We start from the raw sequence: 23,084 nt of genomic DNA, 5'->3' as shown, positions 1-23,084 counted from the left end.
GTCCTCGCTGAGCACGTCACGGCAGTGGGGTCCCGAGCTCGCGGCGCATGAGCCAGCGCGGCCGGTGGCCGCTGTGGCCGGTGGTCGGGGCGGCGCGGTGGAAGCCCGCGCGCTCGAACGCCTCGACCGTGCCGACGTAGCCGGAGATGACGTCGACCTTCTCCGCGCCCTTCTCGATGGGGTAGCCCTCGACCACCGCGGCCCCGTGGGTGGCCGCGTGCTCGACCGCGCCGGCGAGGAGGTCGTGCATGAGCCCCCGACGGCGGAACCCCGGGCGCACGACGAAGCACACGATGCTCCACGGTTCCGGCCCGTCGAGGAGGGGGAGCGTGCGCGAGCGCAGGAGGCGCCGGTAGGAGCTGCGCGGGGCGACCGAGCACCAGCCGGCCACCTCGCCGTCGACGTAGGCGAGGACGCCCGGGCCGGGCTCGCTGTCGCACTCGCGGCGCATGAAGTCCGGACGCTCGAGGTTCGGCACGCGCGAGTCGCGGAAGCTCATGCACCAGCAACCGCCGGCGTCGGGCCGCTTGGTCCCGGCGACGAGCGCGAAGTCCTCGAAGCGCCCGACGGCGGAGCGCACCTCGGTGGCCATGGGAGAACGCTAGGCCGGACGCGCCCGCGGCGACAGGCGTTTCGCCGCTTGACCGGGGATACCGGGGAAGCGCTGCGGCCACGTGAGCACACCGCTGCTCCCGGATCGCCCGCGCTAGAGACCGGTCGGGCTCTCCCGGGCGCTGGCCCCCGACAGGCGCGGAGCCTCAGTGACCGGGGCGGGGCGCCGCGTCGTCGGCAGGCGGCGCGGGCGGGGCGTGGCGGGCGGCGTCGTCTGCAGGCGAGGCGGCCGAACCGTGGCGGGCGGCGTCGTCGGCCGCGGTCTTCTCCGACTCTGCGCGGAGGACGCCGCGGTGCTGGGGGATGGCCCACGCGAGGGCGAGAAGGCCGAGGAGGATGCCGGCGCCGCACACCCGGAGGATGCCGTCGGCCAGGTCGACGCCTGCCGCGCGCAGGATGAGGACGACGACGAGCGCCACCACCCACACGCCGATGCCCGTGAGCACCATCGTCACCGTGTTGACCTTCATCGGCGGAAGGTCCTCGGGACGGGTCTGGGGCAGCGGCATGCTCTGATCGTAGGCGCCGTGACGGCGCCGTGACGGCGGCGTCGGGAACGTGTCAGCTCGCGCCTCCGCCGTCCCACGTGGAGCCGACGGTCGGGCCGGCCGGCCCCGTCACGCAGGGCGGGGTGCGTACATGATCACTGCGACGCCGACGAGGCAGACGAGCGCACCGAGGACGTCCCACCGGTCGGGCCGGAACCCGTCGACGACCATCCCCCACGCGAGCGAGCCGGCGACGAACACCCCGCCGTACGCGGCGAGGATCCGGCCGAAGTTCGCGTCGGGCTGGAACGTGGCGACGAGCCCGTACAGGCCGAGGGCGATCACCCCCGCGCCGACCCAGACCCAGCCCTTGTGCTCGCGCACCCCCTGCCACACGAGCCAGGCGCCGCCGATCTCGAAGAGCGCGGCGACGACGAAGAGCAGCATCGAACGTGCTGGCATGGCATCTCCCTTCTCCGTCGACGGACGCTAGCGGTGCGGGCCGGTCGGTCCCGGGAGGCGGGCCGCCGCCGAGCTCCCGCGGGAACCGGACCGGCGTCAGGCGGGCCGGGCGCGGTCGGCGGCGGTGTTGACCGCGCCGGCGACCTCCTCGGCGTGACGGGTCGTGACGACCCACGTGCTGCCGTCCGCCTTTCGGAGCTCGACCCCCGTCCGGCCGCGGCCGATGAAGCCGTACCGGCGGCCGGCCGGCGCCTTGCGCAGCCCCCAACCGCCGAACTCCCCGGCGCTCACGGTGACGGGCCGCGCGTCCTCGACCTCGGCGGCGTCGATCCGCAGCGCGGTGCGACCGAACCAGCGCACGACGACGGCGCCGTCCTCGACCCGGAGCCGCCCGGACATCCCGATGGCGTGCTCCGCGACGCTCGACGTGCGCGAGCGGGGCAGGTCGGGATCCGGCCGGGCTCTCGCGTGCACGACCGGCTCGAGGTTGCGCGGCACCCGCGCGCAGAGGAACCCGACGACGACGCACGGCACGGCGAGCGCGGCGAGCATTCACCACTCGACGGCGCGGGCGGTGCCTCCGCGCTGGACGGCCAGGCTGAGGACGCCGGTCGCGGCGAGGAAGAGGGCGGTGCCGACCCCGAACCCGAGGAGGCTGGCGCGCAGGGCGGACCAGAGGCGCCCGAGGCCGGCGAACAGGCCGATCACGCCTGGCACGACCACCACCACCGCGGCCATGAGGGCGACGAAGCCCCTCCGGGACCCGAAGCTGTCCGCCTCACCCGAGGGACCCCAGTGGGTGGCGATGCGCTCGCCGAGGTCGTCCGCCCAGACTGTGCCGGCGACGACGACGGCCGCGCCCGCGAGGAGCGGGACGCCGACGCCGAGCGTCAGGGCGGGGACGTCGATGAGCGGCGCGCTCCGGAACGGGGCGGCACCGTCGGGGAGGCGGCCGGACGCGCCGTCACCGCCGTCGGACGGGCGGCCGGACCGGCCGCGGGCATCGGCGCTGGGAGTGGTGCTCATCGGACCTCACCGTCGGAAGGGGCGGTTCCCTGCCAGGTTAGTGACTGCCGGCTATGCGTCGGTGAACCGCCGTCCTGGTGACCACGGCCAGGCGTGCCGGCCGACCCGCGCGCAAGGCTGACGCTGTGAGACGCGCTTCCGGCGCGCAGGCGCGCTCTGGCACCATTTCGCCCATGCCCTCCCAGTCGCAGACGCGCACCCATGACATCAGCCGGGTCGACCGGTACTTCCACATCACCGAACGCGGCTCCACCGTGGGCCGCGAGGTCCGTGGCGGCATCGTCACGTTCTTCGCGATGTGCTACATCCTCGTCCTCAACCCCCTCATCCTGTCCACGCCGGACAGCACGGGCGCGTACCTCGGCGGGGGCACCGACGGCCCGAACTTCGCCGCCGTCGCCGCCGGCACCGCCCTCATCGCGGGGCTCATGTCGATCCTCATGGGCGTCGTCGCCCGCTTCCCGCTCGCGCTCGCGGCCGGCCTGGGCATCAACGCGCTGCTCGCCTACACGATCGTCGGGATGCCCGGCATGACGTGGGGCGACGCGATGGGGCTCATCGTCCTCGAGGGCATCGTCATCCTCGTGCTCGTCCTCACCGGGCTGCGCGAGGCCGTCTTCCGCGCGGTCCCGCAGCAGCTCAAGGTCGCCATCTCCGTCGGCATCGGCCTGTTCATCGCGCTCATCGGCCTCGTCAACGCGGGCATCGTCCGGCCCGGCGGCACGCCCCTCCAGCTCGGCGTCAACGGCTCGCTCGTCGGCTGGCCGGCGCTGGTGTTCGTCGTCGGCCTCTTCACCATCCTCATCCTCATGGTGCGCAAGGTCCGTGGCGCCATCCTCATCGGTGTCATCGCCGCGACGGTGCTCGCGGCGATCGTCCAGGCCGTCGCCAACCTCGGCACGATCGCCGACGGCGACGTCAGCGGCTGGGGCCTCACGGTCCCGGCCATCGACGGCTCGCCCTTCTCGGCGCCGGACTTCGGCACCATCGGCGAGTTCTCGCTCTTCGGGGCGTTCGGGAAGATCGGCATCGTCGCCGCGCTCCTGCTCATCTTCTCCCTCATGCTCGCCGACTTCTTCGACACGATGGGCACGATGGTCGCCATCGGCGCCGAGGCTGACCTCCTCGACCCCGAGGGCAACCCGCCCCGGACCCGTCAGATCCTCGTCGTCGACTCCATCGGCGCGATCGCCGGTGGCGCGGGCGGGGTCTCCTCGAACACGAGCTACATCGAGTCGGCCACCGGCGTGGGCGACGGCGCGCGCACCGGCCTCGCCCCCGTCGTCACGGGCGTCGCCTTCCTGCTCTCGACGTTCCTCGCCCCGCTCGCCGAGTTCGTCCCCTACGAGGCGGCGACGCCGGCGCTCGTCGTCGTCGGTTTCCTCATGATGCAGCAGGTCACGCAGATCTCGTGGCGGGAGCTGTCCATCGCCGTCCCGGCGTTCCTGACGATCATCCTCATGCCGTTCGCGTACTCCATCACCGTGGGCATCGGTGCGGGCTTCATCGCGTACGTCGTGCTCGCCGCGGCGCGCAAGGGTGGCGCGCGCTCGGTGCACTGGCTCATGTGGGTGGTGGCGGCGCTGTTCGTCGTCTACTTCGCGCTCGGCCCGATCCAGCAGCTGCTCGGGATCTGATCCTGCGGCCGCTGGAGAGCAGAGTCGTAAGGGCCGACGGCGAGTGGGCCCCGCCGTCGGCCCTGCGGATCAGGACCAGAGGCGGCGGGTGGCGATCTCCGCGCCCTGCGCGAGGGACTCGAGCTTGGCCCAGGCGAGGTCGGGGTGGATGCGCCCGCCGAGGCCGCAGTCCGTCGAGGCGATGACGTTCTCGCGCCCGACCCGGCTGGCGAAGCGCTCGATGCGGTCCGCGACGAGCTCGGGGTGCTCGACGACGTTCGTCGCGTGCGAGACGACGCCCGGCAGGATGAGCTTGCCCTCGGGGAGCGTGACGTCGTCCCACACGCGCCACTCGTGCTCGTGGCGCACGTTGCCCGCCTCGAACGAGTACGCGCCGGCGTTGACCTCGAGCATCGTCGAGACGATGTCCGCCATGGGCAGGTCGGTCGTGTGCGGGCCGTGCCAGCTGCCCCAGCACAGGTGGAAGCGGATCCGGTCCTCCGGCAGGCCGCGCAGGGCGTGGTTGAGTGCCTCGACCCGCAGGCGGGTGAACGCGACGTAGTCCTCGACGCTGGGCTCCGGCTCGATCTGGTCGAAGTTCTCGGCGATCGACGGGTCGTCGATCTGGAGGACGAGGCCGGCGTCGATGATCGCCCTGTACTCCTCGTGGAGGGCGTCGGCCCAGGCGAAGAGGTACTCCTCGTCGGTGGCGTAGAAGCGGTTGGCGATGCGGGAGGCGCTGCCCGGGGCGATCGAGGTGATGAACCCCTCCTGCGCGCCGGTCCGCGTCAGGGCGGCCTTGAGGTTCGCCACGTCCGAGGCGATGGCCTCCTGGCCGGTGTACGTCAGCGGGCCCGTGCACGCCGGGAACTGCGGCGCACCGTTGGCGCCGCCGGTGAAGATGCCCGACGTCGGGTCCGCGTACGCCGCAGCGAAGCGCTTGCGGTCGCGGCGGTGGAGGAAGCCGGTGAGGCGGACGTCGCCCGGGGCGGACAGGTGCTGGTCGACGGCCCACGAGGAGTCGGTGTCGAGCGTGAGCCCGCCCGTGCGCTGGAAGGAGTAGGACCACCAGGCGCCGTAGTCGATCGGCGAGCTCATGCCCTTGCCGTACTCGCCGTCGCCGACGACGGTGATGCCGGTGTCGAGCTGGCGCTGGACGAGGTCCGTGACCTCGGCGGCGAGGAGGTCGGCGAAGCCTTCGGGCTCCTCGCCCTGGGCGCGCGCCGCGTTGGCGGCGAGCAGGGCGTCGGTACGCGGCAGGCTGCCGGCGTGGGTGGTCTGGATCCGGTCGGCGCTGCTGAGCATGGGCATCTCCGTGTGTCTGCGTGGCGGGGCTACGCGCATCGTCGCACCGGGCCGACGGCGGCGGCTCGGGCGTCTCGGAGCGTGGGTCCGGGCGGGGGGCGAGGGCCCGAGGCGCGGACGCGCCGGCGGTCGCCTGGCGGGTGAGTGGTCTCACCTGGGCGCCTATTTCGTTAGCGGTACTAACGAGTTATGATGGAGCCATGCCAACGAACTCGTCTGCGACAGTCATGCCGGCGAGCCGCACCACCCGACGCCCCGACCTGGCCACCGAGCTCCGCGTGCTGATCCTGCGCCTGTCACGGCGCATCCGCACGGAGTCGAACCCCGCCGATGTCAGCGAGTCCCAGTACTGCGTGCTCTCCGGCCTCACCCTCAACGGCCCGATGACGCCGCGCGCTCTCGCCGAGCGCGACCACGTCCAGCCGCCCACGATGACGCGCACCATCGCGACGCTCGAGGCGGCCGGCCACGTCACGCGCAGCAGCCACCCCTCGGACGGGCGCCAGGTCCTCATCGAGCTGACGCCGTCGGGCGCGAGCCTCGTGCGTGAGACGCGCAAGCGGCGCAACGTGTGGATGGCGGAACGACTCAAGGGCATCACCGCCGAGGAGCGCGAGGTGCTCACCGAGGCCGTCCGGATCCTCGAGAGGATGGCGACGGATTGAGCACGACCTTCCACTCGCTCCGCTACTTCAACTACCGCCTGTGGTTCACGGGCGCCCTCGTGGCCAACATCGGCACGTGGATCCAGCGCGTCGCCCAGGACTGGCTCGTCCTCACGCACCTGTCCGAGGACTCCGGCCTCGCCGTCGGCATCGTCACCGCGCTGCAGTTCGCGCCGACGCTCCTCCTCAGCCCGTACGCGGGGGTCCTCGCCGACCGCCTGCCCCGGCGCCAGATGCTCATGGCCACCCAGGGCGCCATGGGCGTGCTCGCCGGTGGGCTCGGTGCGCTCGTGCTCTCGGGCAACGCCGAGCTGTGGCACGTCTACCTCTTCGCGCTCGGCCTCGGCGTGGTCAGCGCGTTCGACTCACCCGTGCGCCAGACGTTCGTCGCCGAGATGGTGCCCGCCAAGAGCCTGCCGAACGCCGTCGGGCTCAACAGCGCCTCCTTCAACGCTGCCCGCCTCATCGGCCCCGGCGCCGGTGGGCTGCTCATCGCGGCGGTCGGGCCCGGCTGGGCGTTCCTCATCAACGCGGTCAGCTTCGGCGCGACGATCTTCTCCCTCAGCCTCATGCGCCGCGCCGAGCTCCACGAGATGCCGCACAGCGGGCGCTCCAAGGGTCAGGTCCGTGCGGGGCTCGCGTACGTGCGCCACCGTACGGACATCCTCGTCATCATGGTGGTCATGGGCGTGGTCTCCGCGTTCGGCCTCAACTTCCAGCTGACGAGCGCCGTCATGGCCCGCGAGGTCTTCGACAAGGGGGCCAGCGGGTACGGCATCCTCGGCTCGATCATGGCGATCGGCTCGCTGGCCGGCGCGCTCATGGCCGCCCGCCGCAAGCACCCGCGGGTCCGGCTCGTCATCGGGTCCGCCTTCGCCTTCGGCGTGCTCGCCGGCGTCATGGCGCTCATGCCGACGTACGAGACCTACGCGATCTCGACCATCGCCGTCGGCTTCGCCTCGCTCACGATGATGACGGCGGCCAACACCGTCATCCAGATGTCCACCGAGCCGGCCATGCGCGGGCGCGTCATGAGCCTCTACATGATGGTGCTGCTCGGCTCCACGCCGATCGGCGCGCCCCTCGTCGGGTGGGTCTCGGAGGCGTTCGGCGCCCGGTGGTCGATCGGCGTCGGGGCGATCGCCGCGCTGCTGGTGGCCACGGTCGCGGCGGTCTGGACGAAGCGGACGTGGCAGGTCAAGGTCACGTACGAGCTCCGGCCGCGCCCGCACGTCACGCTCACCGGCCCGGGGGAGCGCCGCGCCCGCGAGCTCGCCCGCGCCGACCTGGCCCGTCAGGACGCGCAGCACTCCTCGCACGTGGCCTGACGACGACGGCGCCCGGCTCGGCGCCGTCCTTGCCGCCCCGGCGCCGTCGCCCCGGCCAGCCTGCAGGCGCACGGCCCAGCGTGGCCGGCCCGGGCGCCGGCCCGGGCGCCGGGCGGCGGGGGCCCGGGCGCCGGCTGGCGGGGACCCGCGTCGCGGCGTCGGCCTGCCCCCGGTGCCGGGCACCGCCCTCAGCCGATGAGCGCGGTGGTCTCGGGGTAGCGGAACGCCTGCTCGCGGGTACGCATGGCTAGCGCCGTGCCGAGCGTGATCGGCCCGAGCCGGCCGACGAACATGAGTGCGCACAGGAGCAGCTGGTGGGGGAGCGCGAGGTCCGCCGTGATCCCCGTCGAGAGGCCGACGGTCGCGAAGGCGGACACGACCTCGAAGAGGATCTCGTCGAGGGTGAAGGGCGACGTCATGGCGATCGTGATCGTCGACGCCATGACAAGGGCGACACTGAGCAGCGCGACCGTGAGCGCCTGCCGGAGCGTGACCGAGGAGATCCGCCACCCGTAGGCGGAGACGTCGCGGTCCCCGCGCAGCTCTGACCAGATGGCGAGGCCGAGGACGGCGAACGTCGTCACCTTGATACCGCCGGCCGTGCCGGCGCTGCCACCGCCGATGAGCATGAGCACGTCCATGCCGAGCCACGTGCCGGTGTTGAGCTCGGCGACGTCGACGCTGTTGAAGCCCGCGGTCCGGGTGGTGACGGACTGGAACAGTGCCGCGAGCACCTTGCCCGGGCCGCTGAGCGACCCCAGCGCCGCGCCGTTCCACTCCGCGACGAGCACGAAGAGTGTGCCACCCGAGACGAGCAGCGCCGTCATGAGCAGCGTGAGCTTCGTCTGCAGGCTCCACCGCGCGGGCCGCCGGTGCTGGCGGTACAGCTCGAGCAGCACCGGGAAGCCGAGCCCGCCGACGACGAGCGCGGCAGCGATGGGCAAGCAGATCCACGGGTCGCTGCCGTAGGGGACGAGGTTGTCGCTGAACAGCGCGAAGCCAGCGTTGTTGAACGCCGAGATCGAGTGGAACAGCCCTAGCCATGCCGCCCGCCCGAGCGGCACGTCGTAGCCGATGGACCACCGCAGCGTGAGCGCGAGCGCGGTCACCGTCTCGACGACAACAACGGTGCGCAGCACGTTGAGCAGGACGGTGCGTACGTCCCCGAGCCGGGCGGTCCGCGTCGCCGTCGCGGCCACGACCTTGCTCTGCAGGCGCAGCCGGTGGGAGAGCATGAGGCCGAGGACGGACGCGAGCGTCATGACGCCGAAGCCGCCGACCTGGATGAGGCCGAGGATGACCACCTGGCCGAAGGTGCTCCAGTACGTCGGCGTGTCGACGATGATGAGGCCGGTGACGCAGACCGCCGAGACGGCGGTGAAGAACGCCTCGATGAGGCTCGCGTCCTGGCCAGTCGCGGACACGGGCAGCAGCAAGAGGGCCGTGCCCCCGACGATGGCGACGGCGAAACCGAGGACCACCACCTGGACCGGGCGTCGGCGGCTGATCTCCCGGTGCGCGCGCGTCGCGGTGGAGCGGCGGGAGGGTGGGAGCAGCCGGTGCAGGCGCCCTTCGGGTGCTGCGGGCACGGCCGGCGGCGGCGTGGACCGCCGGCGCGGCGGAGTCGTCGGATGGATGTCGGGGGAGGTGGTCACCAGTGCCTGGGCTCTCGGGTCGTCTCGCGCCACGGCGCCCGTGCGGGCACGCGGAGTGGCGCATCTGAGCGTAGGAAGTCCGGGGCAGCCGGAGATGCGCGGAAGGCTCCGCGAGGCATCAGGATTTCGTTAAGAGGCCCGCGCCGACGCCGGACGTCGTGTTCCGGGCCGCTGTGCCAGGCTGAGCGCGTGCCCACCCCGACGGCCCCACGGCGTATGAGACGCGCGCCGCTGGACGGGAGCTCCAGCGCGGGCCGGAGCGCCCGCCCGGGCAGCGGCGCCCGCCCGGACGAGAGCGCCCGCCTTGGTGCGGTCGCCCGCGCGAGCTGGCGCGCGCGGCTGACCGCCGGGACAGGGGTGTCACCGACGCGGCGGATATCGGCGCTCGTGCTTGCCGCCGCGGGCCTGCCCCTGGCGACCGTCGCGCTCGCCGCCGCGCGTGCCGAGCTCGCGCTGGGGAGCTTGCTCCTCATCTACCTGCTCGCCGTCGTCGTCATCGCCGCGCTCGGCGGCCTCGTGCCCGGCGTGCTCGCCGCGGCGGCGTCGTTCATGCTCGCCAACTGGTTCCTCACCCCGCCGTACCACACGCTTGCCGTCGCGGAGGGGGACAGCGTGGTCGAGCTCGTCGTCTTCGTCGTTGCAGCCGTCGTCGTGAGCGCGACCGTCGAGCTGGCTGCGCGCGACCGCGCGACGTATCAGGAGGAGATCGCCGCGCAGGAGGTGGCGGCCCGCGAGCTAGCCGCGGCGGACCGCGTGCGCTCGGCGCTCATCGCCGCCGTCGGGCACGATCTCCGCACGCCTCTGGCCAGCACGAAGGCGGCGGTGAGCACGCTGCGCCAGGACGACGTCGAGTGGCGGCCGGACCAGCGCGCCGAGCTCCTCGCGACCATCGAGGACTCCACCGACAGGCTGACTCGCGTCATCACTAACCTCCTCGACATGAGCCGCCTGCAGTCCGACGCGGTCGCGGTCCACCTCGCTCCCGTCACGCTCGACGAGGTCGTCGCTCGGGCGCTGCTGGCGGAACGCGGCGCTCCCGTCGTGACGACGATCCCGGACGACCTCCCGCCGGTCCTCGCGGACGCCGGGCTGCTCGAGCGCGTCGTCGACAACCTCGTGCGGAACGCGCTCCGCTTCAGCCCAGGCGCCACCCCCGTCGAGGTGACGGCGGAGATCGTGCGCGGCCACGACGGCGGCGACCGCGCTCGGCTGCACGTCGTCGACCACGGCCCGGGCGTGCCGGCAGAGCGCTGGGCGACGATGTTCGTGCCCTTCCAGCGGCTCGACGACCGCGAGCACACCTCCAACGCTGGGCTCGGGCTCGCCATCGCACAAGGTTTCGCCCAGGCCATGGACGCCGTCATCACGCCGTCGCACACCCCCCGGGGTGGACTCACCATGACGGTGGACCTGCCGGTGGCAGCGAGGTGACCCGCCTCCTCCTCGTCGACGACGACGTCGCCCTCGTGCGCACGCTGACGATCAACCTCGAGGCGCGAGGCTTCGACGTCGTGTCGACCGGGCGCGGCAACCGGGCCATCGCGCTCGCCCGCGCCACCCCGCCCGACGTCGCAATCATTGACCTCGGGCTGCCCGACACCGATGGGATCGAGGTCGTCCGCGCGCTGCGCGTGTGGTCGAGCGTCCCGGTCCTCATCCTCTCCGCGCGCGAGGCGCAGGAGGAGAAGGTCGCCGCCCTCGACGCCGGCGCGGACGACTACGTCACCAAGCCCTTCGGTGTCGACGAGCTGCTCGCCCGGCTTCGCGCCGCGCTACGCAGGACGACGCCGACACCCGCCCCCGCCGTCGTCCACGCGGGTGCCCTCACCATCGACCTCGAGGCGCGACGGACCGAACGCGCGGGTCTCGCCGTGCACCTCACGCCCACCGAGTGGAACCTGCTCGAGACGCTCGTTCGCTCCGACGGCGCGCTCGTCACGCACCGTGACCTGCTCCAGGCGGTGTGGGGCCCGAGCTACGCCGACGAGACCAACTACCTGCGCGTGTACATGGCGCAGCTCCGCCGCAAGCTCGAGGACCAGCCGAGCTCCCCGCGGTACCTCCTCACCGAGCCGGGTGTCGGCTACCGGTTCGAGCGGTAGCGCCCGCGAGCGGACCCTGCACCGGTGAGCGCGTGAGATCAGCCGCGGGTCGCGGCGTGGCGCTTGAGGAGCTCGACGACGCCGAGGAGTGCCGCGATGTCGTCGTCGGCCTCGGCCTCGGGCTCGGACGCGGCCGGACCGTCCGCGCCGTCGTCGCCGCCGTCGTCGCCCGCACCGCCGCCGTCGCCCGCGCTGCCGCCCGGCGTGGGCGCGCTCGAGGGGCCGCCGGCCAGGGCGGCGTTGTAGTAGAGCCCGTCGCCGATGAGGAGGATGGCGCGCGCGGAGGCCGGATCGCCTACCTCCTCGGCGATGAGGGCGTACCACTGCTGCTGGATCTCGCGCATCGCGTCGCGGGCGTTCGGGCTCGCGTTCTGGGCGAGGCGCGCGGTCGCGACGAGGGCCCGGTCGAGCGGGGAGCCCGCGAAGTCCGAGGAGCTGACGTAGTACGCGGAAGGGCCCTCGGGGGCGACGCGCATCGCGGCGACGTCGGCGGCTGCGAGCTCGCGGAGGCGCTCGATGAGCCCGTCGACGAGCGCGTCGCGCGACTTGAAGTGGTAGAGCAGGCCGCCCTTGGACACCTGCGCGCGGGCCGCGACGGCGTCAAGGGTGGCTGCTCGTTCCCCGTCGCCGATGAGGAGGTCGGCGAAGGCGTCGAGCACGGCGTCCCTGGCTGACATACCCGCAACGGTAGCCGCGTGACACATGTACCGTCCAGACGGTACAGTAGACGACGGACATGCAGCGCCGATGGGGTCGCCGCGCCGTGTCCCGAGCCCGACCCGCCTACGCCGGCGACTTCCCGTCGCCCCGCCCGACCCCGCAGTGGAGCACCGCATGACCGCTCACCCGACCGTCCCCACCCAGGACGCCCCACCCACCCTCAGCACGAGGCGGCGGTGGGCCGCGCTGGCCGTCCTCATGCTTCCCGTGCTCCTCGTCGCGGTGGACAACACGGTGCTCAGCTTCGCCGTACCGTCCATCTCGGAGGACCTACGCCCGGGCGGGACCGAGCTGCTGTGGATCGTCGACGTCTACCCGCTCGTCCTCGCCGGCCTGCTCGTCCCCATGGGCAGCCTCGGGGACCGGATCGGGCGCCGCCGGCTCCTGCTCGTCGGCAGCATCGGCTTCACCGTCATCTCGGCCCTCGCCGCGTTCGCCCCGAGTGCCGCGATGCTCATCTCCGCGCGCGCCGGGCTCGGGTTCTTCGGCGCCATGCTCATGCCGGCGACGCTCTCGCTCATCCGCAACATCTTCGTCGAGCCCACGGAGCGCCGGACGGCGATCGCCGTCTGGGCGGCCGGCTTCTCCGGCGGCGCGGCCCTCGGACCGATCGTCGGGGGCTTCCTCCTCGAGCACTTCTGGTGGGGCTCGGTCTTCCTCCTCGCCGTGCCGGTCCTCCTCCCGCTCCTCGCGTTCGGACCGTTCCTCCTGCCCGAGTCGCGCGACCCCGCGCCCGGGCCGATCGACCCGCTGAGCATCGGCCTTTCGCTGGCGACGATGGTCCCGCTCGTCTACGGGATCAAGAGCCTCGCCGAGTCCGGCTGGGGCGTCGAGCCGCTCGTGCCGGTCGCGCTCGGGATCCTCGCCGGCGTCGTCTTCGTCCGGCGCCAGCTGCGCCGCGCCTCGCCCATGCTCGACGTCCGCCTCTTCACCAACCCCGTGTTCAGCGGCGCCGTGGCGGCGAACCTGCTCAGCGTCTTCTCCCTCGTGGGCTTCCTCTTCTTCATCTCCCAGCACCTGCAGCTCGTGAGCGGGCGCGCACCGATGGAGGCCGGGCTCGTCCTCCTGCCGGGGCTCGCGGTGACGATCATCGCCGGGCTGGCGGTCGTGCCGGTCGTGCGGCGCGTGCGGCCGGCGCGGGTGGTCGCGTCCGGGTTGCTGCTCAACGCCGTCGGGTACGCGGTGGTGCTCCTCAGCGGCACGTCCGGCTCCGACGTCGGGCTGCTCGTTGCGTTCATGATCCTCGGCGCCGGGGTGGGCTCGGCCGAGACGATCTCCAACGACCTCATCCTCTCGAGCGTGCCGGCCACGAAGGCCGGCGCGGCATCGGCGATCTCGGAGACGGCGTACGAGGTGGGCGCGGTGCTCGGCACCGCCGTCCTCGGCAGCATCCTCACCGCCGCCTACCGCACGCGGGTGGCCGTGCCCGACGGGCTCGGCGCCGCCGACACCCGCGCCGCGGAGGAGACGCTCGGCGGCGCGCACGAGGTGGCGTCGCGGCTGCCGTCCGGGCCGGGGGAGGCGCTCCTCGAGTCCGCGCGGCACGCCTTCGACTCCGGGGTCGTCGTCACGTCGGCGATCGGCGTCGCGACCATGCTCGTCGCGGCGTGGATCGCGCTGCGGACGCTGCGCACCGCGCGGTAGGTCCGAGGGGTCGGCGACCGCGGCTGGAGCGCGAGCCCCGGCCGCGCTGCTTCGCGCCGCCACCCGCCCGCGGCCGGTCCGTGTCGAGGTCCGTGCGCCTCGACACGCTCGACCCCGGCCGGTCCGTGCCGAGGCGCACGGACGTGCGTCCTCCACCTGGCAGGGACCCGCGCGGCGGCGGCGGCGACACCGGCGTCAGGCGGGGAAGTGCTGCCCGAGCTCGACCGTCATGCCGGCGTTGAGCTCGAAGGCGAGACGGGCCTCGGCGAGGACCTGCTCGCGCTCGCGCTCGGACCACGGCGCCTCGTCGAGCGCGCGGCGGTAGCCGTCCTTGAAGAGCTTCGGCTTGGGGATGGCCGGGAAGTGGTAGAACCGCACGCCGTCCTCGCCGGGGGCGAGGTCGTAGGTGCGCGCGAGGATGCGGCCGATCGCGAGCCCACCGGAGAGGTCACCGAGGTAGCGCGTGTAGTGGTGGGCGACGAACGGGCCGGCCTTGTCGAGGGCGGCGATGCGCTCGGCGTACCGGGCGGTCGCCGCGAGCGGCTCGATACGCGCGCGCCAGTCGGCACCGACGAGGAACGTGAGGTCCGCCTCGATGCTCGGGAGCCGCTCGAGGTCCGCGGTGATGAACGCGCCCGCCACCGGGTCCGCCGCGAGGACCCGGCCGCGCTCCTCGAGCGCGGTGTAGACGAACCAGTGCTGCGTCACCAGCGCCGCGTAGCCCTCGCGCGGCATCTCGCCGGCGAAGAGCCGCTTCATGAAGCCGACGTTCTCCGCGTCCTCGTGGACGTCGCGGGTACTCAGGCGCAGCGTCGTCGAGAACGGCGGCACCGCCTGCGCGAGCGCCGGGGCCGGCGGGTCGAGCAGGGCGCCGGAGGTGGCGTCGGCCATTCGGGCTCCTTCGGAGGGTGCGGCTCAGGCCAGCTTCTCGACGACGTGGTCGACGCACGCCGTCAGGGCGCGCACGTCCTCGGGATCGACGGCCGGGAACATGCCGACGCGCAGCTGGTTGCGCCCGAGCTTGCGGTACGGCTCGACGTCGACGATGCCGTTGGCCCGCAGCGCCGCCGTCACCCCCGTCGCGTCGATGGCCTCGTCGAGGTCGATCGTCCCGACGACGGGGGAGCGGTGCTCCGGCACGTCGACGAACGGCGTGGCCCAGGCCCGCTCGGCCGCCCAGCCGTAGAGGATCTCGGCCGATGCTGCGGTGCGCTGCGCGGCCCAGGCGAGGCCGCCGTTGCCGAGCATCCACTCGACCTGCTCGGCGAGGAGCACGAGCGTGGCGATGGCCGGGGTGTTGAGGGTCTGGTCCTTGCGGGAGTTGTCGACCGCGGCCTGGAGGGAGAGGAAGTCCGGGATCCAGCGGTCTGAGGCGTCGATCTCCTCGATGCGGGCGAGCGCGGCGGGCGAGCACACCGCGAGCCACAGCCCGCCGTCGGAGGCGAAGCTCTTCTGCGGCGCGAAGTAGTAGACGTCGCTCTCGGCGAGGTCGACGGCGACGCCGCCGGCGGCGGAGGTCGCGTCGACGAGCATGAGCGCGCCCGCGTCGGCGCCGGGGACCCGGCGCACGGGGGAGAGGACGCCGGTGGAGGTCTCGTTCTGCGGCCAGGCGTAGACGTCCGCGCCCGGCGCGGCGTCGACGACGGCGAGCGCCCCCGGCTCCGCGGTCACGACCTCGGAGTCCTCGAGGAAGGGGGCGCCGGTGGTCGCCGCGGCGAACTTCGCGCCGAACTCGCCGAACGCGGCGTGGCGGGCGCGGCGGTGCACGAGCGAGAACGTCGCGGCGTCCCAGAACGCCGTCGACCCTCCGTTGCCGAGGACCACCTCGTACCCCTCGGGCGCGCCGAGCAGCTCGGCGATGCCGGCGCGGACCCGGCCGACGAGTGAGCGCACCGGCGCCTGGCGGTGGGACGTGCCCATGAGCGTCGCGCCGACGGCGGCGAGGGCGTCGACGTGCGAGGGGCGCACCTTGCTCGGGCCGCAGCCGAACCGGCCGTCGGCGGGGAGGAGCTCGGTCGGGATGCTGATCGTCGGCGTCGTGCTCATGGCGCGATCCTCCCACCCCGGTGCCGGTGCCCGGGCGGACCGCTCACGGCCGCGCCCCTGCTCGCGAGGCGCCCGCGCGCGGGCCGGCCCCGACCGCCGCTCACGGCCGCGCCCGGCGGGGCCGCACCCGCGCCCGTCGCCGGCCGCCCGGTCACCTCGCTCCGGGTCCCGGCGCGAGCCGGAGGAGGGAGCGCTGCACGTCGAGGATGTGCGCGGACCACCCCGCCGTCCGCCCGCAGATGAGCAGCGCATTGAACAGCCGCGGCTCGACGCCCGCGAAGTCGAGGAGGACGGCCGCCCAGAACGTCGCGCTCGCGCGCACGGGCCGGTCCGACAGGTCCTGGAGCGCCTCGCCCGCGGCGCGCTCGACGGCCTCCGCCGCGTCGAGCAGCGGGACCTCGAGCCGCGCGCAGACCGCGTGGACGAGGTCGGCGCGGGTGTCGTCGACGAGCTCGTCGCTGCGGGCGAACCCGGGGACGAGGTGGGTCTCCTCGAGGACGGTCCGGACCGTCGTCGCCGCGTCACCGGCCCGGTCGGCGTCGCGGATGAGCCCGACGGCGCGGACGGCGGCCCCACCCGTGAGCGGGCCCCCGACGGCGGCGACGGCGCCCGAGAGGCACGCGGCGGCGTCGGCGCCCGTGCTCGCGACGAGCCGCGCGACGCGGGTGGAGGTGGTGAGACCGTTCTCGGCCATGACGGTCCACAGGCTGTCGAGGGCAGCGGCGGACTCCGGTCTGGCCTCGCCCCGCCAACGGATGAGGAACCGCTCGGCGATCGTCGAGCCCTGCTCGACCTCCTGCTGAGGCACCGCCGGCAGGTCGAGGCCGCGCGCGGACTGGGCGACGAAGGACAGCGCCATGACGGAGGCGCGCGCGAGGTCGTCCCGGGCGCGCTCCGCGGAGACGTCGAGCAGGGGACGGAACCCCCAGACGGGCGCGAGCTGGGCGAGGGCGCTCTGGACGTCGACCCGCACGTCACCCGTGCGCACCGGCAGCGGGAACGGCTCGGCCGGCGGGAGCCCCGGCGTCGGGGACCCGTCGACGAGCAACCCCCACACCGCCTCGAAGTGCTGGCCGAGGAGCGCGGTGAGCGGCTGGCCGCGGTAGGTGACGGACCCGTCGGGCAGGCGGGCGTAGATGGTGGGATCGGCGGCGAAGGGCGTCCGCCCTCCCGCGGGGCTGCCCGCGGCGGGTTCCGAGTGCTCGTGGGTCATCAGGGGTGATGCTAGCCGTGACGCGGGTCACTCCCGACGCCGTCCTCGGCCGGCGACGCCGGCCGAGGTCGTGCGCCGGTGGCGGGTCCCCGCGCCGTCCGACGCCATATCCTGGCTGGAGAGCCCAAGGACTAGAGAGCAGGCGACATGGCTGACCTGATCGATACGACGGAGATGTACCTCAAGACGGTCTACGAGCTGGAGGAGGAGGGGGTCCCGCCCATGCGCGCGCGGATCGCCGAGCGCCTGGGGCACTCCGGTCCCACCGTGTCGCAGACGGTCGCCCGGCTCGAGCGCGACGGTCTCCTCATCCTCACGGGGACGCGCCAGCTCGAGCTGACCGCTGCGGGCCGCGAGAAGGCGACCAGGGTCATGCGCAAGCACCGCCTCGCCGAGCGGCTCCTCACCGACGTCGTCGGCCTCGACTGGGAGTACGTCCACGAGGAGGCGTGCCGCTGGGAGCACGTCATGAGCGAGCGCGTGGAGAAGCGCCTCGTCCAGCTGCTCGACCACCCGCACCACGACCCGTACGGCAACCCCATCCCCGGCCTGGAGAACCTCGGGGAGACCCCGCTCGACCCGCCGGCACGCGCCGTCATCAACCTGCTCGAGGCGGCCGGACTCACGACGCCGCCGGAGCGCGACGCCCCCATGACCCTGCGCCGCATCGGGGAGCCGCTCCAGGTCGACGTCGAGCTCCTCAAGCGCCTCTCCGAGGCCGGGGTGCGGCCCGGCGCCGCCGTCCTCGTCCAGCGCGGCACCGAGGTGGTCTCTGTTCGATCGCCCGCCTCCCACCTCGTGCTGGACCTGCCCGACGACGTCGCGCGACACCTCTTCGTCGACGTCTGAGGGCGCCGGACGCACCGGTTGTTAGCGCACGCCACCGGCAGCACCGTGCCACTTCACGTGTGACGTCCAGCACAATCTCCACAGGACCGTGACCGGAACGTGACATGGCCGTGTGCGGTGTGTAGTGTCGCGAACGCTTCCCGCACCCTCCATATCGGGGAGCCCCCGGACGGACGCCGAACCCTGCCGCCGCCCGAGGTCCAGAACGAAACCGTCGGCAGGGACGGGGGAACCATGATTGGCGGTCGGCTCCGGTCGGCCCCTAGGGGTAAAGCTCGGACTGCGAGAGCGGGACGAGCCGGGTGAATCTCCAACCCGCACCCGACAGCTCACCTCGCAGGCGACAGGAGAGGCACACACACGTGACCGTTACCACCACAGGCGCGCGCCACCGCGCAGCACGCCGCCCCCTGACCCCGCTGAGCACCTTCGGCCAGGCCGTCACCGGACCCGTCGCCCGCCGCGGCATGGTCGTCGCGGCGTCCTCCGGACTGGCCATCACGATGGCCGCCAGCACCGCGATCGCCTCCACGGACGGCACGACGACGGCGCTCCCGTCGGTCGACGTCGCCTCGCTGGCGGGAGAGGCCCGCGCCGCGCTGTCGACGCTCTCCCCGAGCGTGGCCGTGCCGACCGACGTCGAGTGGAGCGTCGAGGTGGCCGAGGCCGCCGCGACGCCGCCCAAGGCCGAGGTCGCCGCCGAGCCCGTCGCGGCCCGGGTCCAGGAGATCGCCGCCGCCGAGGCTGCCGCTCAGGCCGCTGCCGAGGCCGAGGCCATCGCCGCGGCTCGCGCCGCCGAGTCCGCCTCGCGCACGAGCGCCCGCTCCGAGGCACCCGCCGCCGCCGCCTCCTCCTCCGCCGCCGAGGCGCCGGCCCAGGCCGCCCAGGCCGCTCCCGCGCAGAACTACTCCAGTGGCTCGATCGTCGACATCGCCTACCGCTACGTCGGCACCCCGTACGTGTGGGGCGGCGCGACCCCGGCCGGCTTCGACTGCTCCGGCTTCACGTCGTACGTCTTCGCGCAGGTCGGCATCAGCATCCCGCGCTCGAGCGCGGCCCAGCGCAACGCCGGCACCGTCGTCAGCGCCTCCGAGGCCCGCCCCGGTGACCTCGTCTGGTGGCCCGGCCACGTCGGCATCTACCTCGGTGACGGTCAGCACATCGCCGCCCGCAACCCCTCCAAGCCGCTGCAGGCCGGCCCCATCTCGCACGTCGGGCGCGGGGCGCCCACCTTCATCCGAGTCGGCTGAGCCCTCTCCTTCATCGACGGCCCGTACCGGGCGTCGGCACCCACTGCGTTGCGGATCGACCCGGCGAAGGCCGGACGGATCGGCAGCACGGACGGGGCGTCGCGCCAGGTGCGGGCCGTCGTCGTCCGTCCGGGAGCGAATGGCGGCCCGGGACGGCCGGCATGGACCATGATGGGAACGAGCAGTTCCCCGATCGGCGGAGATGGTGATCATGGCTCGTGAGAACGTCGTACTCGTCGGGGTGGATGGCTCGGAGGCGAGCCTTGCCGCCGTCGACTGGGCGGTCGCCGAGGCGAAGACCCTTGGCTGGCGCGTGCACGTCGTGTGCGCCTACGCCGTGCCGTCCTTCACGGTCGCGTCCCTCGACGGCGGGTTCGCCGCCGTCGACGACTCGGCGATCCAGCAGGGCGCCCAGACCGTCCTCGACGAGGCCGTCGCCCGCGCGAGCGCCGCCGGCGTCCACGTCACGTCCGCGCTCGAGACCGGTGACCCCGCCGGCGTGCTCGTCGAGCTCTCCCGCCAGGCCGGGATCGCCGTCGTCGGCACCCGTGGCGGTGGCGGGTTCACCGACCGGCTCCTCGGCACCGTCTCCTCGGCGCTGCCGGCGCACGCGCACTGCCCCACCGTCGTCGTGCCGCAGCCGCCCGAGGGGCAGCCCGCGTACACGCCGGTGCGGCGCATGGTCGTCGGTGTCGACGGCTCGGAGTCGGCGAAGGTCGCACTGCGCCGCGCCGTCGACGAGGCCATCGCCTGGAACGCCCACCTCACCGCCGTCGCGACCGTGCCGATCGGTGGCGGCGTGGGGTCTCTCGCCTGGCTGCCGGCCGCCGTCGACCGCGACGAGGTGCTCGCCGACGTCAAGGAGGGGCTGAGCGTCGCCGTCGAGCGGGCCGTGGACGGGCGGGACATCGTCGTGAGCCAGCACGCCCTCGACGGGAACGCCGCGGCCCTGCTCGCCGAGTTCTCCACGGCGGTCGACCTCGTCGTCGTCGGCTCCCGCGGGCGCGGCGGGTTCGCCGGTCTGCTCCTCGGCTCGACGAGCCAGGCGGTGCTCCACCACGCGGTGTGCCCGGTGCTCGTCGTGCCCGCCCGCTGCGCGGACGAGGGCACGTCCCCGAGCGACGTCCCCTGGCGCCGCCGCCCCTGAACGCGCCGCCCGCCCGCCCCCGGGCGGGACGGGCGGGACGGGTGCGCGTGAGGGTCGGGCTGCGGCGGCGCGCGGAGGTCAGGGGCGGATCTCCAGGGTGCAGCACTTGGCCCCGCCGCCGCCCTTGAGCAGCTCGGACGTGTCGATGCCGATCGGGTTGAAGCCGCGCTCGGCGAGCGCGCCGGCGAGGTCGGTCGCGCGCGGGTTGTGGATGACGTTCCTGCCGTCGCTGACGCCGTTGAGGCCCAGCACGACCGCGTCGGCCTCCGTCGCGATGACGGCGTCGGGGAAGAGGTGCTCGAGCACACGACGGCTGCCCGGGGAGAACGCCGGCGGGTAGTAGGCGATCTCGGAGTCGGAGAGCACCATCATCGCCGTGTCGAGGTGGTAGAACCGCGGGTCCACGAGGTGCATGGAGATGACCGGCTTGCCGATCGCCTCCTGCAGCTCGAGGTGCGAGGCGTGCGAGGTACGGAACCCGGTCCCGGCGAAGACGAGGTCGCCGACGGTGAGGATGTCTCCCTCGCCCTCGTTGGTCTGCGTGGCGGTGACCGTGGGGAAGCCGGCGTCGGCGAACCACTTCTCGTAGGCGGGCCCCTCGGGCATGCGCTGCGGGTAGGTGAACTTCGCCGAGTAGACGACGCCGTCGCCCATGACGGCGCCGTTCGCCGCGTAGACCATGTCCGGCAGGCCGGCGATCGGCTCGATGAGCTCGACGTCGTGGCCAAGCTCGAGGTAGGTCCCGCGGAGGGACTCCCACTGCTCGACCGCCCGCTCCGTGCTCGTCGGGACCTCCGGGTGCATCCACGGGTTGATCTCGTAGCTCACCGTGAAGTACGTCGGCGGGCACATGAGGTAGCGACGGGCGGTGGCCTCGCGGGTAGCGGGCATGGAGGACCTTCCTTCGTGAGCGGGGGTCCGCCGAGCGTACGCAGCGCACGTGGGCGGTTCGCGGCGGCGCGCGGGTGCGCGTGAGCGGCTCGATCGCACGACGGCGCGTCGAGGTCCCGTGAGAGCGGACGGTCAGGCCGTCAGTCGCGCCAGCCGAGCTCGCGTGCGCGGTCGATCCACCCGAGCTCGTCGCTCGGGGTGCGGGCGGCGACGTCCATGACGTGCTGCGCGTGCTCGACCGCGGGGGTCACCGTCTCGATGAGCCCGCTCCAGAGGTCGCTGAGGGTGGCTCGTGCATCGGTGACGGCCGCGTCGACGAAGGCGTGGGCGGCCAGCGCACGCCCGGCGCACTCCGCAGCGACGGGCGCGGAGCCGGCGCGCGGCGCCCGCGGGGCGGCCGGAGGGCCGTCCGACGCCGTGGTCGACCGCCCCACGTGGATGAGGCGAAGGTCGGCTGCGGCCGGGAGCGCGGCGGCAGCGTCGACGGCCGGGGTCGGCGCACCGTCGTCGACCAGACCGACGCTTCTGCGCGTCGTCGTTGGCGCGCTCTCCCCGATGGTCATCTCGTGACCCGTCTGTCAGAGGGGAACGGAGGTGGTCAGAGGAACTCGTCCGCGTGCAGCAGGCGCGTGAGCGCGCTCAGGAGACGGGTCCGGACCGTGCACATGGTGGTGCGCTGGAGCGTCACCTTGTCAGCAGTGGCGCTGAGCAGCTCGATGATGTCCGCCCCGGTCCACACCCAGGCGCCCTCGAACGCGAGCTGATCGGCGCGCATCTCGGGGCGGCCGGTCGGGCTGCGGTAGGCGAGGATCTGCACGCCGCCGGTGAGGGCGGTGGAGGTGGTGCCGAGCGCGCCGAGCGCCGTCGCGTCGAGCCCGAAGAGGTGGGGGACGACCTCCTGGCGACCGCGGCGCATCGCGTCGGCCACCGTGTGCGACATCGTCCACCCGGTCGTCACGGGCCCTCCGACGGTGTCCGGGCCCGTGGTGTCGTCACCGAGGGGGAGCGCTCGCAGGATCTCCTCGACGAGCGAGCCGTCCGAGGCGAGGCTGATCTCGACCGTGCTCTCCTGCTCGTACTGCAGCTCGCCCGAGCGGGCCGGTGAGGCGAGCCGGCGGCGGCGGGAGAGGGCGACCGTGTGGCCGTCGCGCCAGGCCGTGCTCTGGGCGACACCGACGGCGCCGGACCACGACCGCACGTCCACGCGGACGTCGGCGAGCGCGAGGGTCATGAGGCCGGCCGCGAACGGCTGGACGACGGCGTCGAGGTCGTCGTTCGACGGGACGTAGCGCGCGAGGCCGCGCTGGGCGAGCATCTGCCACGAGCGGCGGCGCTCGGCCTCGGTCAGCGGGGCGAACTCCGTCAGGCCGAAGGCGGCCGGTGCGAAGTCCGCCGGCACGGGTGCGTCAGGGACCGCGTCGAGGACGGCGCCGCGCAGGACGAGCCACTCGCCGATGTCGAGGCGGAACCTGGTCGAGCGAGCCTTGCGCTGGCGCACCAGCGGGCGGACTGTCTGTGCAGTCATGAGAACCTCCCCGTTCGACCGGGCGACGTGGTCCCGCCGCGGGCTCTCGGTGCGCCGCTCCAAGGAAAAGTTTCTCCCTATGAAACATGTGCGCCGGGAGCCGTTGTTGGGCATCGCGGTTAAGCAATTGTCGTGACGCCCGCCACTTCGGCACAGGCCCGGAGATCCGCGCCTGCGCCCCGACGGGGTCAGGCACTGACGCTATCCCGCTCGCGGACCCGTAAAAGGCTCCCAGAGCCCCCGTGGAGGATCCGACGGCCGTTTCTAGACCAATGTCTAGACGCAGGTCTAGACGTTGGTATGGACTCAGGTTTTTGGTGCGGCGTCGGACTTTAAAGAGCGTGCGATGCGCCAGAGGGCGAGCGCCCCCATGGCGTCGAGGAACGGCGCGAGGACGACTCGGGTCACGGCACGCGGTACGGGGCCGCGGAGCCACACGTCCTCGTCCCACCGGACGCGGGCACGGGAGTCGTCGACCCCGTGGACGGTGATCCGGGCGACGCCGAGGAGGAGCGGCCCGGACTTGCGCAGGACGGCGAC

The 23,084-nt window shown here is 73.6% G+C and carries 24 protein-coding genes and 1 riboswitch; of the genes, 9 read left to right on the top strand and 15 right to left on the bottom strand.

The window, feature by feature from the left end; translation table 11 throughout:
- Positions 1 to 16: 16 nt before the first annotated feature.
- The 5 genes from V2J63_RS13445 to V2J63_RS13425 all read right to left on the bottom strand — a co-directional run bounded on the left by V2J63_RS13445 (position 17) and on the right by V2J63_RS13425 (position 2,588).
- Entirely contained in the window at positions 17 to 592 is a 576-nt protein-coding gene (locus V2J63_RS13445) for a GNAT family N-acetyltransferase (protein WP_331230288.1), read from the bottom strand.
- 166 nt (positions 593 to 758) lie between these two features.
- Entirely contained in the window at positions 759 to 1,121 is a 363-nt protein-coding gene (locus tag V2J63_RS13440; protein ID WP_331230289.1) for a DUF2530 domain-containing protein, read from the bottom strand.
- 108 nt (positions 1,122 to 1,229) lie between these two features.
- Positions 1,230 to 1,562: a YnfA family protein gene (locus V2J63_RS13435; RefSeq protein WP_331230290.1), complete on the bottom strand. Its 333-nt coding sequence runs from the start codon at positions 1,560 to 1,562 to the stop codon at positions 1,230 to 1,232.
- A 96-nt stretch (positions 1,563 to 1,658) separates the two neighbouring features.
- Positions 1,659 to 2,114, bottom strand: coding sequence for a hypothetical protein (locus V2J63_RS13430; protein WP_331230291.1), 456 nt, complete (start codon positions 2,112 to 2,114; stop codon positions 1,659 to 1,661).
- Positions 2,115 to 2,588 carry a DUF1648 domain-containing protein gene (locus V2J63_RS13425; protein WP_331230292.1) on the bottom strand — a complete coding sequence of 158 codons (474 nt, stop codon included), beginning with the start codon at positions 2,586 to 2,588 and terminating at the stop codon, positions 2,115 to 2,117.
- 173 nt (positions 2,589 to 2,761) lie between these two features.
- On the opposite strand from V2J63_RS13425, the gene V2J63_RS13420 reads away from it, so the two are divergent.
- Positions 2,762 to 4,225 carry an NCS2 family permease gene (locus V2J63_RS13420; protein ID WP_331230293.1) on the top strand — a complete coding sequence of 488 codons (1,464 nt, stop codon included), beginning with the start codon at positions 2,762 to 2,764 and terminating at the stop codon, positions 4,223 to 4,225.
- Between the two features lie 69 nt (positions 4,226 to 4,294).
- Here the strand turns inward: V2J63_RS13420 and V2J63_RS13415 are convergent, their stop codons facing one another.
- A complete protein-coding gene (locus tag V2J63_RS13415) occupies positions 4,295 to 5,509 on the bottom strand; it encodes a cobalamin-independent methionine synthase II family protein (protein ID WP_331230294.1) in 1,215 nt (404 codons plus the stop codon).
- 200 nt (positions 5,510 to 5,709) lie between these two features.
- On the opposite strand from V2J63_RS13415, the gene V2J63_RS13410 reads away from it, so the two are divergent.
- The gene (locus tag V2J63_RS13410) at positions 5,710 to 6,174 is read left to right on the top strand and encodes a MarR family winged helix-turn-helix transcriptional regulator (RefSeq protein WP_331230295.1); all 465 of its coding nucleotides are present in this window, start codon (positions 5,710 to 5,712) and stop codon (positions 6,172 to 6,174) included.
- Positions 6,171 to 7,502: an MFS transporter gene (locus V2J63_RS13405; protein ID WP_331230296.1), complete on the top strand. Its 1,332-nt coding sequence runs from the start codon at positions 6,171 to 6,173 to the stop codon at positions 7,500 to 7,502. The genes V2J63_RS13410 and V2J63_RS13405 overlap by 4 nt, the downstream gene beginning before the upstream one ends.
- A gap of 188 nt (positions 7,503 to 7,690) precedes the next feature.
- Here V2J63_RS13405 and V2J63_RS13400 read toward each other — a convergent pair whose 3' ends face one another.
- Positions 7,691 to 9,091, bottom strand: coding sequence for a TrkH family potassium uptake protein (locus tag V2J63_RS13400; RefSeq protein ID WP_331230297.1), 1,401 nt, complete (start codon positions 9,089 to 9,091; stop codon positions 7,691 to 7,693).
- Positions 9,092 to 9,544: 453 nt separating this feature from the next.
- Between V2J63_RS13400 and V2J63_RS13395 the strand changes: the two genes are divergently transcribed.
- Both V2J63_RS13395 and V2J63_RS13390 read left to right on the top strand, forming a co-directional pair.
- On the top strand, positions 9,545 to 10,588 hold the full coding sequence (locus tag V2J63_RS13395; RefSeq protein ID WP_331230298.1) for a sensor histidine kinase: 1,044 nt from the start codon (positions 9,545 to 9,547) through the stop codon (positions 10,586 to 10,588).
- The gene (locus tag V2J63_RS13390; protein ID WP_331230299.1) at positions 10,585 to 11,259 is read left to right on the top strand and encodes a response regulator; all 675 of its coding nucleotides are present in this window, start codon (positions 10,585 to 10,587) and stop codon (positions 11,257 to 11,259) included. Before V2J63_RS13395 ends, V2J63_RS13390 begins: the two co-directional genes overlap by 4 nt.
- A 38-nt stretch (positions 11,260 to 11,297) precedes the next feature.
- Here V2J63_RS13390 and V2J63_RS13385 read toward each other — a convergent pair whose 3' ends face one another.
- Complete coding sequence (locus tag V2J63_RS13385) at positions 11,298 to 11,936, bottom strand: TetR/AcrR family transcriptional regulator (RefSeq protein ID WP_331230300.1); 639 nt, start codon at positions 11,934 to 11,936, stop codon at positions 11,298 to 11,300.
- Positions 11,937 to 12,093: 157 nt separating this feature from the next.
- Between V2J63_RS13385 and V2J63_RS13380 the strand changes: the two genes are divergently transcribed.
- Positions 12,094 to 13,623 (top strand): MFS transporter, encoded by a 1,530-nt coding sequence (locus V2J63_RS13380; RefSeq protein ID WP_331230301.1) that lies wholly within the window; start codon positions 12,094 to 12,096, stop codon positions 13,621 to 13,623.
- A 195-nt stretch (positions 13,624 to 13,818) separates the two neighbouring features.
- On the opposite strand, the gene V2J63_RS13375 is transcribed toward V2J63_RS13380, so the two are convergent.
- The 3 genes from V2J63_RS13375 to V2J63_RS13365 form a co-directional block, all read right to left on the bottom strand.
- A complete protein-coding gene (locus V2J63_RS13375) occupies positions 13,819 to 14,514 on the bottom strand; it encodes a biliverdin-producing heme oxygenase (protein WP_331230302.1) in 696 nt (231 codons plus the stop codon).
- 24 nt (positions 14,515 to 14,538) lie between these two features.
- Positions 14,539 to 15,669 (bottom strand): phosphoserine transaminase, encoded by a 1,131-nt coding sequence (serC, locus tag V2J63_RS13370; RefSeq protein ID WP_331230303.1) that lies wholly within the window; start codon positions 15,667 to 15,669, stop codon positions 14,539 to 14,541.
- Positions 15,670 to 15,820: 151 nt separating this feature from the next.
- A complete protein-coding gene (locus V2J63_RS13365) occupies positions 15,821 to 16,882 on the bottom strand; it encodes a citrate synthase (RefSeq protein ID WP_331230304.1) in 1,062 nt (353 codons plus the stop codon).
- A 147-nt stretch (positions 16,883 to 17,029) separates the two neighbouring features.
- Here V2J63_RS13365 and V2J63_RS13360 point away from each other — a divergent pair, with 147 nt between their 5' ends.
- From V2J63_RS13360 to V2J63_RS13350, 3 genes are all read left to right on the top strand, one after another.
- Positions 17,030 to 17,731, top strand: coding sequence for an iron-dependent transcriptional repressor DtxR (locus V2J63_RS13360; RefSeq protein WP_331230305.1), 702 nt, complete (start codon positions 17,030 to 17,032; stop codon positions 17,729 to 17,731).
- 196 nt (positions 17,732 to 17,927) lie between these two features.
- Positions 17,928 to 18,088: riboswitch (cyclic di-AMP (ydaO/yuaA leader) on the top strand.
- A 5-nt stretch (positions 18,089 to 18,093) separates the two neighbouring features.
- The gene (locus tag V2J63_RS13355) at positions 18,094 to 18,981 is read left to right on the top strand and encodes a C40 family peptidase (protein WP_331230306.1); all 888 of its coding nucleotides are present in this window, start codon (positions 18,094 to 18,096) and stop codon (positions 18,979 to 18,981) included.
- A 211-nt stretch (positions 18,982 to 19,192) separates the two neighbouring features.
- Positions 19,193 to 20,128 carry a universal stress protein gene (locus V2J63_RS13350; protein ID WP_331230307.1) on the top strand — a complete coding sequence of 312 codons (936 nt, stop codon included), beginning with the start codon at positions 19,193 to 19,195 and terminating at the stop codon, positions 20,126 to 20,128.
- 78 nt (positions 20,129 to 20,206) lie between these two features.
- On the opposite strand, the gene ddaH is transcribed toward V2J63_RS13350, so the two are convergent.
- From ddaH to V2J63_RS13330, 4 genes are all read right to left on the bottom strand, one after another.
- Complete coding sequence (gene ddaH, locus V2J63_RS13345) at positions 20,207 to 21,019, bottom strand: dimethylargininase (protein WP_331230308.1); 813 nt, start codon at positions 21,017 to 21,019, stop codon at positions 20,207 to 20,209.
- A 140-nt stretch (positions 21,020 to 21,159) separates the two neighbouring features.
- Positions 21,160 to 21,582, bottom strand: coding sequence for a hypothetical protein (locus tag V2J63_RS13340; RefSeq protein WP_331230309.1), 423 nt, complete (start codon positions 21,580 to 21,582; stop codon positions 21,160 to 21,162).
- Between the two features lie 35 nt (positions 21,583 to 21,617).
- The gene (locus tag V2J63_RS13335; RefSeq protein WP_331230310.1) at positions 21,618 to 22,544 is read right to left on the bottom strand and encodes a hypothetical protein; all 927 of its coding nucleotides are present in this window, start codon (positions 22,542 to 22,544) and stop codon (positions 21,618 to 21,620) included.
- A 306-nt stretch (positions 22,545 to 22,850) separates the two neighbouring features.
- Positions 22,851 to 23,084: hypothetical protein (locus tag V2J63_RS13330; protein WP_331231543.1), on the bottom strand; the 234-nt coding region annotated here is incomplete at its 5' end.

The organism is Georgenia wangjunii, from assembly GCF_036421975.1.
Classification (GTDB): Bacteria; Actinomycetota; Actinomycetes; order Actinomycetales; family Actinomycetaceae; genus Georgenia_A; species Georgenia_A wangjunii.
The sequence above is the reverse complement of the archived record's forward strand: the minus strand, read 5'-3'. Positions and strand labels throughout refer to the sequence as shown.

Bases quoted from the DNA above. Each gene is read 5' to 3' on its own strand.
- V2J63_RS13410 (WP_331230295.1), top strand. From the start codon at position 5,710: ATGCCAACGAACTCGTCTGCGACAGTCATGCCGGCGAGCCGCACCACC.
- V2J63_RS13335 (WP_331230310.1), bottom strand. From the start codon at position 22,544: ATGACTGCACAGACAGTCCGCCCGCTGGTGCGCCAGCGCAAGGCTCGC.
- V2J63_RS13350 (WP_331230307.1), top strand. From the start codon at position 19,193: ATGGCTCGTGAGAACGTCGTACTCGTCGGGGTGGATGGCTCGGAGGCG.
- V2J63_RS13375 (WP_331230302.1), bottom strand. From the start codon at position 14,514: ATGGCCGACGCCACCTCCGGCGCCCTGCTCGACCCGCCGGCCCCGGCG.
- V2J63_RS13385 (WP_331230300.1), bottom strand. From the start codon at position 11,936: ATGTCAGCCAGGGACGCCGTGCTCGACGCCTTCGCCGACCTCCTCATC.
- V2J63_RS13340 (WP_331230309.1), bottom strand. From the start codon at position 21,582: ATGACCATCGGGGAGAGCGCGCCAACGACGACGCGCAGAAGCGTCGGT.
- V2J63_RS13430 (WP_331230291.1), bottom strand. From the start codon at position 2,114: ATGCTCGCCGCGCTCGCCGTGCCGTGCGTCGTCGTCGGGTTCCTCTGC.
- V2J63_RS13360 (WP_331230305.1), top strand. From the start codon at position 17,030: ATGGCTGACCTGATCGATACGACGGAGATGTACCTCAAGACGGTCTAC.
- V2J63_RS13435 (WP_331230290.1), bottom strand. From the start codon at position 1,562: ATGCCAGCACGTTCGATGCTGCTCTTCGTCGTCGCCGCGCTCTTCGAG.
- V2J63_RS13425 (WP_331230292.1), bottom strand. From the start codon at position 2,588: ATGAGCACCACTCCCAGCGCCGATGCCCGCGGCCGGTCCGGCCGCCCG.
- V2J63_RS13380 (WP_331230301.1), top strand. From the start codon at position 12,094: ATGACCGCTCACCCGACCGTCCCCACCCAGGACGCCCCACCCACCCTC.
- V2J63_RS13440 (WP_331230289.1), bottom strand. From the start codon at position 1,121: ATGCCGCTGCCCCAGACCCGTCCCGAGGACCTTCCGCCGATGAAGGTC.
- V2J63_RS13365 (WP_331230304.1), bottom strand. From the start codon at position 16,882: ATGACCCACGAGCACTCGGAACCCGCCGCGGGCAGCCCCGCGGGAGGG.
- V2J63_RS13420 (WP_331230293.1), top strand. From the start codon at position 2,762: ATGCCCTCCCAGTCGCAGACGCGCACCCATGACATCAGCCGGGTCGAC.
- ddaH (WP_331230308.1), bottom strand. From the start codon at position 21,019: ATGCCCGCTACCCGCGAGGCCACCGCCCGTCGCTACCTCATGTGCCCG.
- serC (WP_331230303.1), bottom strand. From the start codon at position 15,669: ATGAGCACGACGCCGACGATCAGCATCCCGACCGAGCTCCTCCCCGCC.
- V2J63_RS13445 (WP_331230288.1), bottom strand. From the start codon at position 592: ATGGCCACCGAGGTGCGCTCCGCCGTCGGGCGCTTCGAGGACTTCGCG.
- V2J63_RS13415 (WP_331230294.1), bottom strand. From the start codon at position 5,509: ATGCTCAGCAGCGCCGACCGGATCCAGACCACCCACGCCGGCAGCCTG.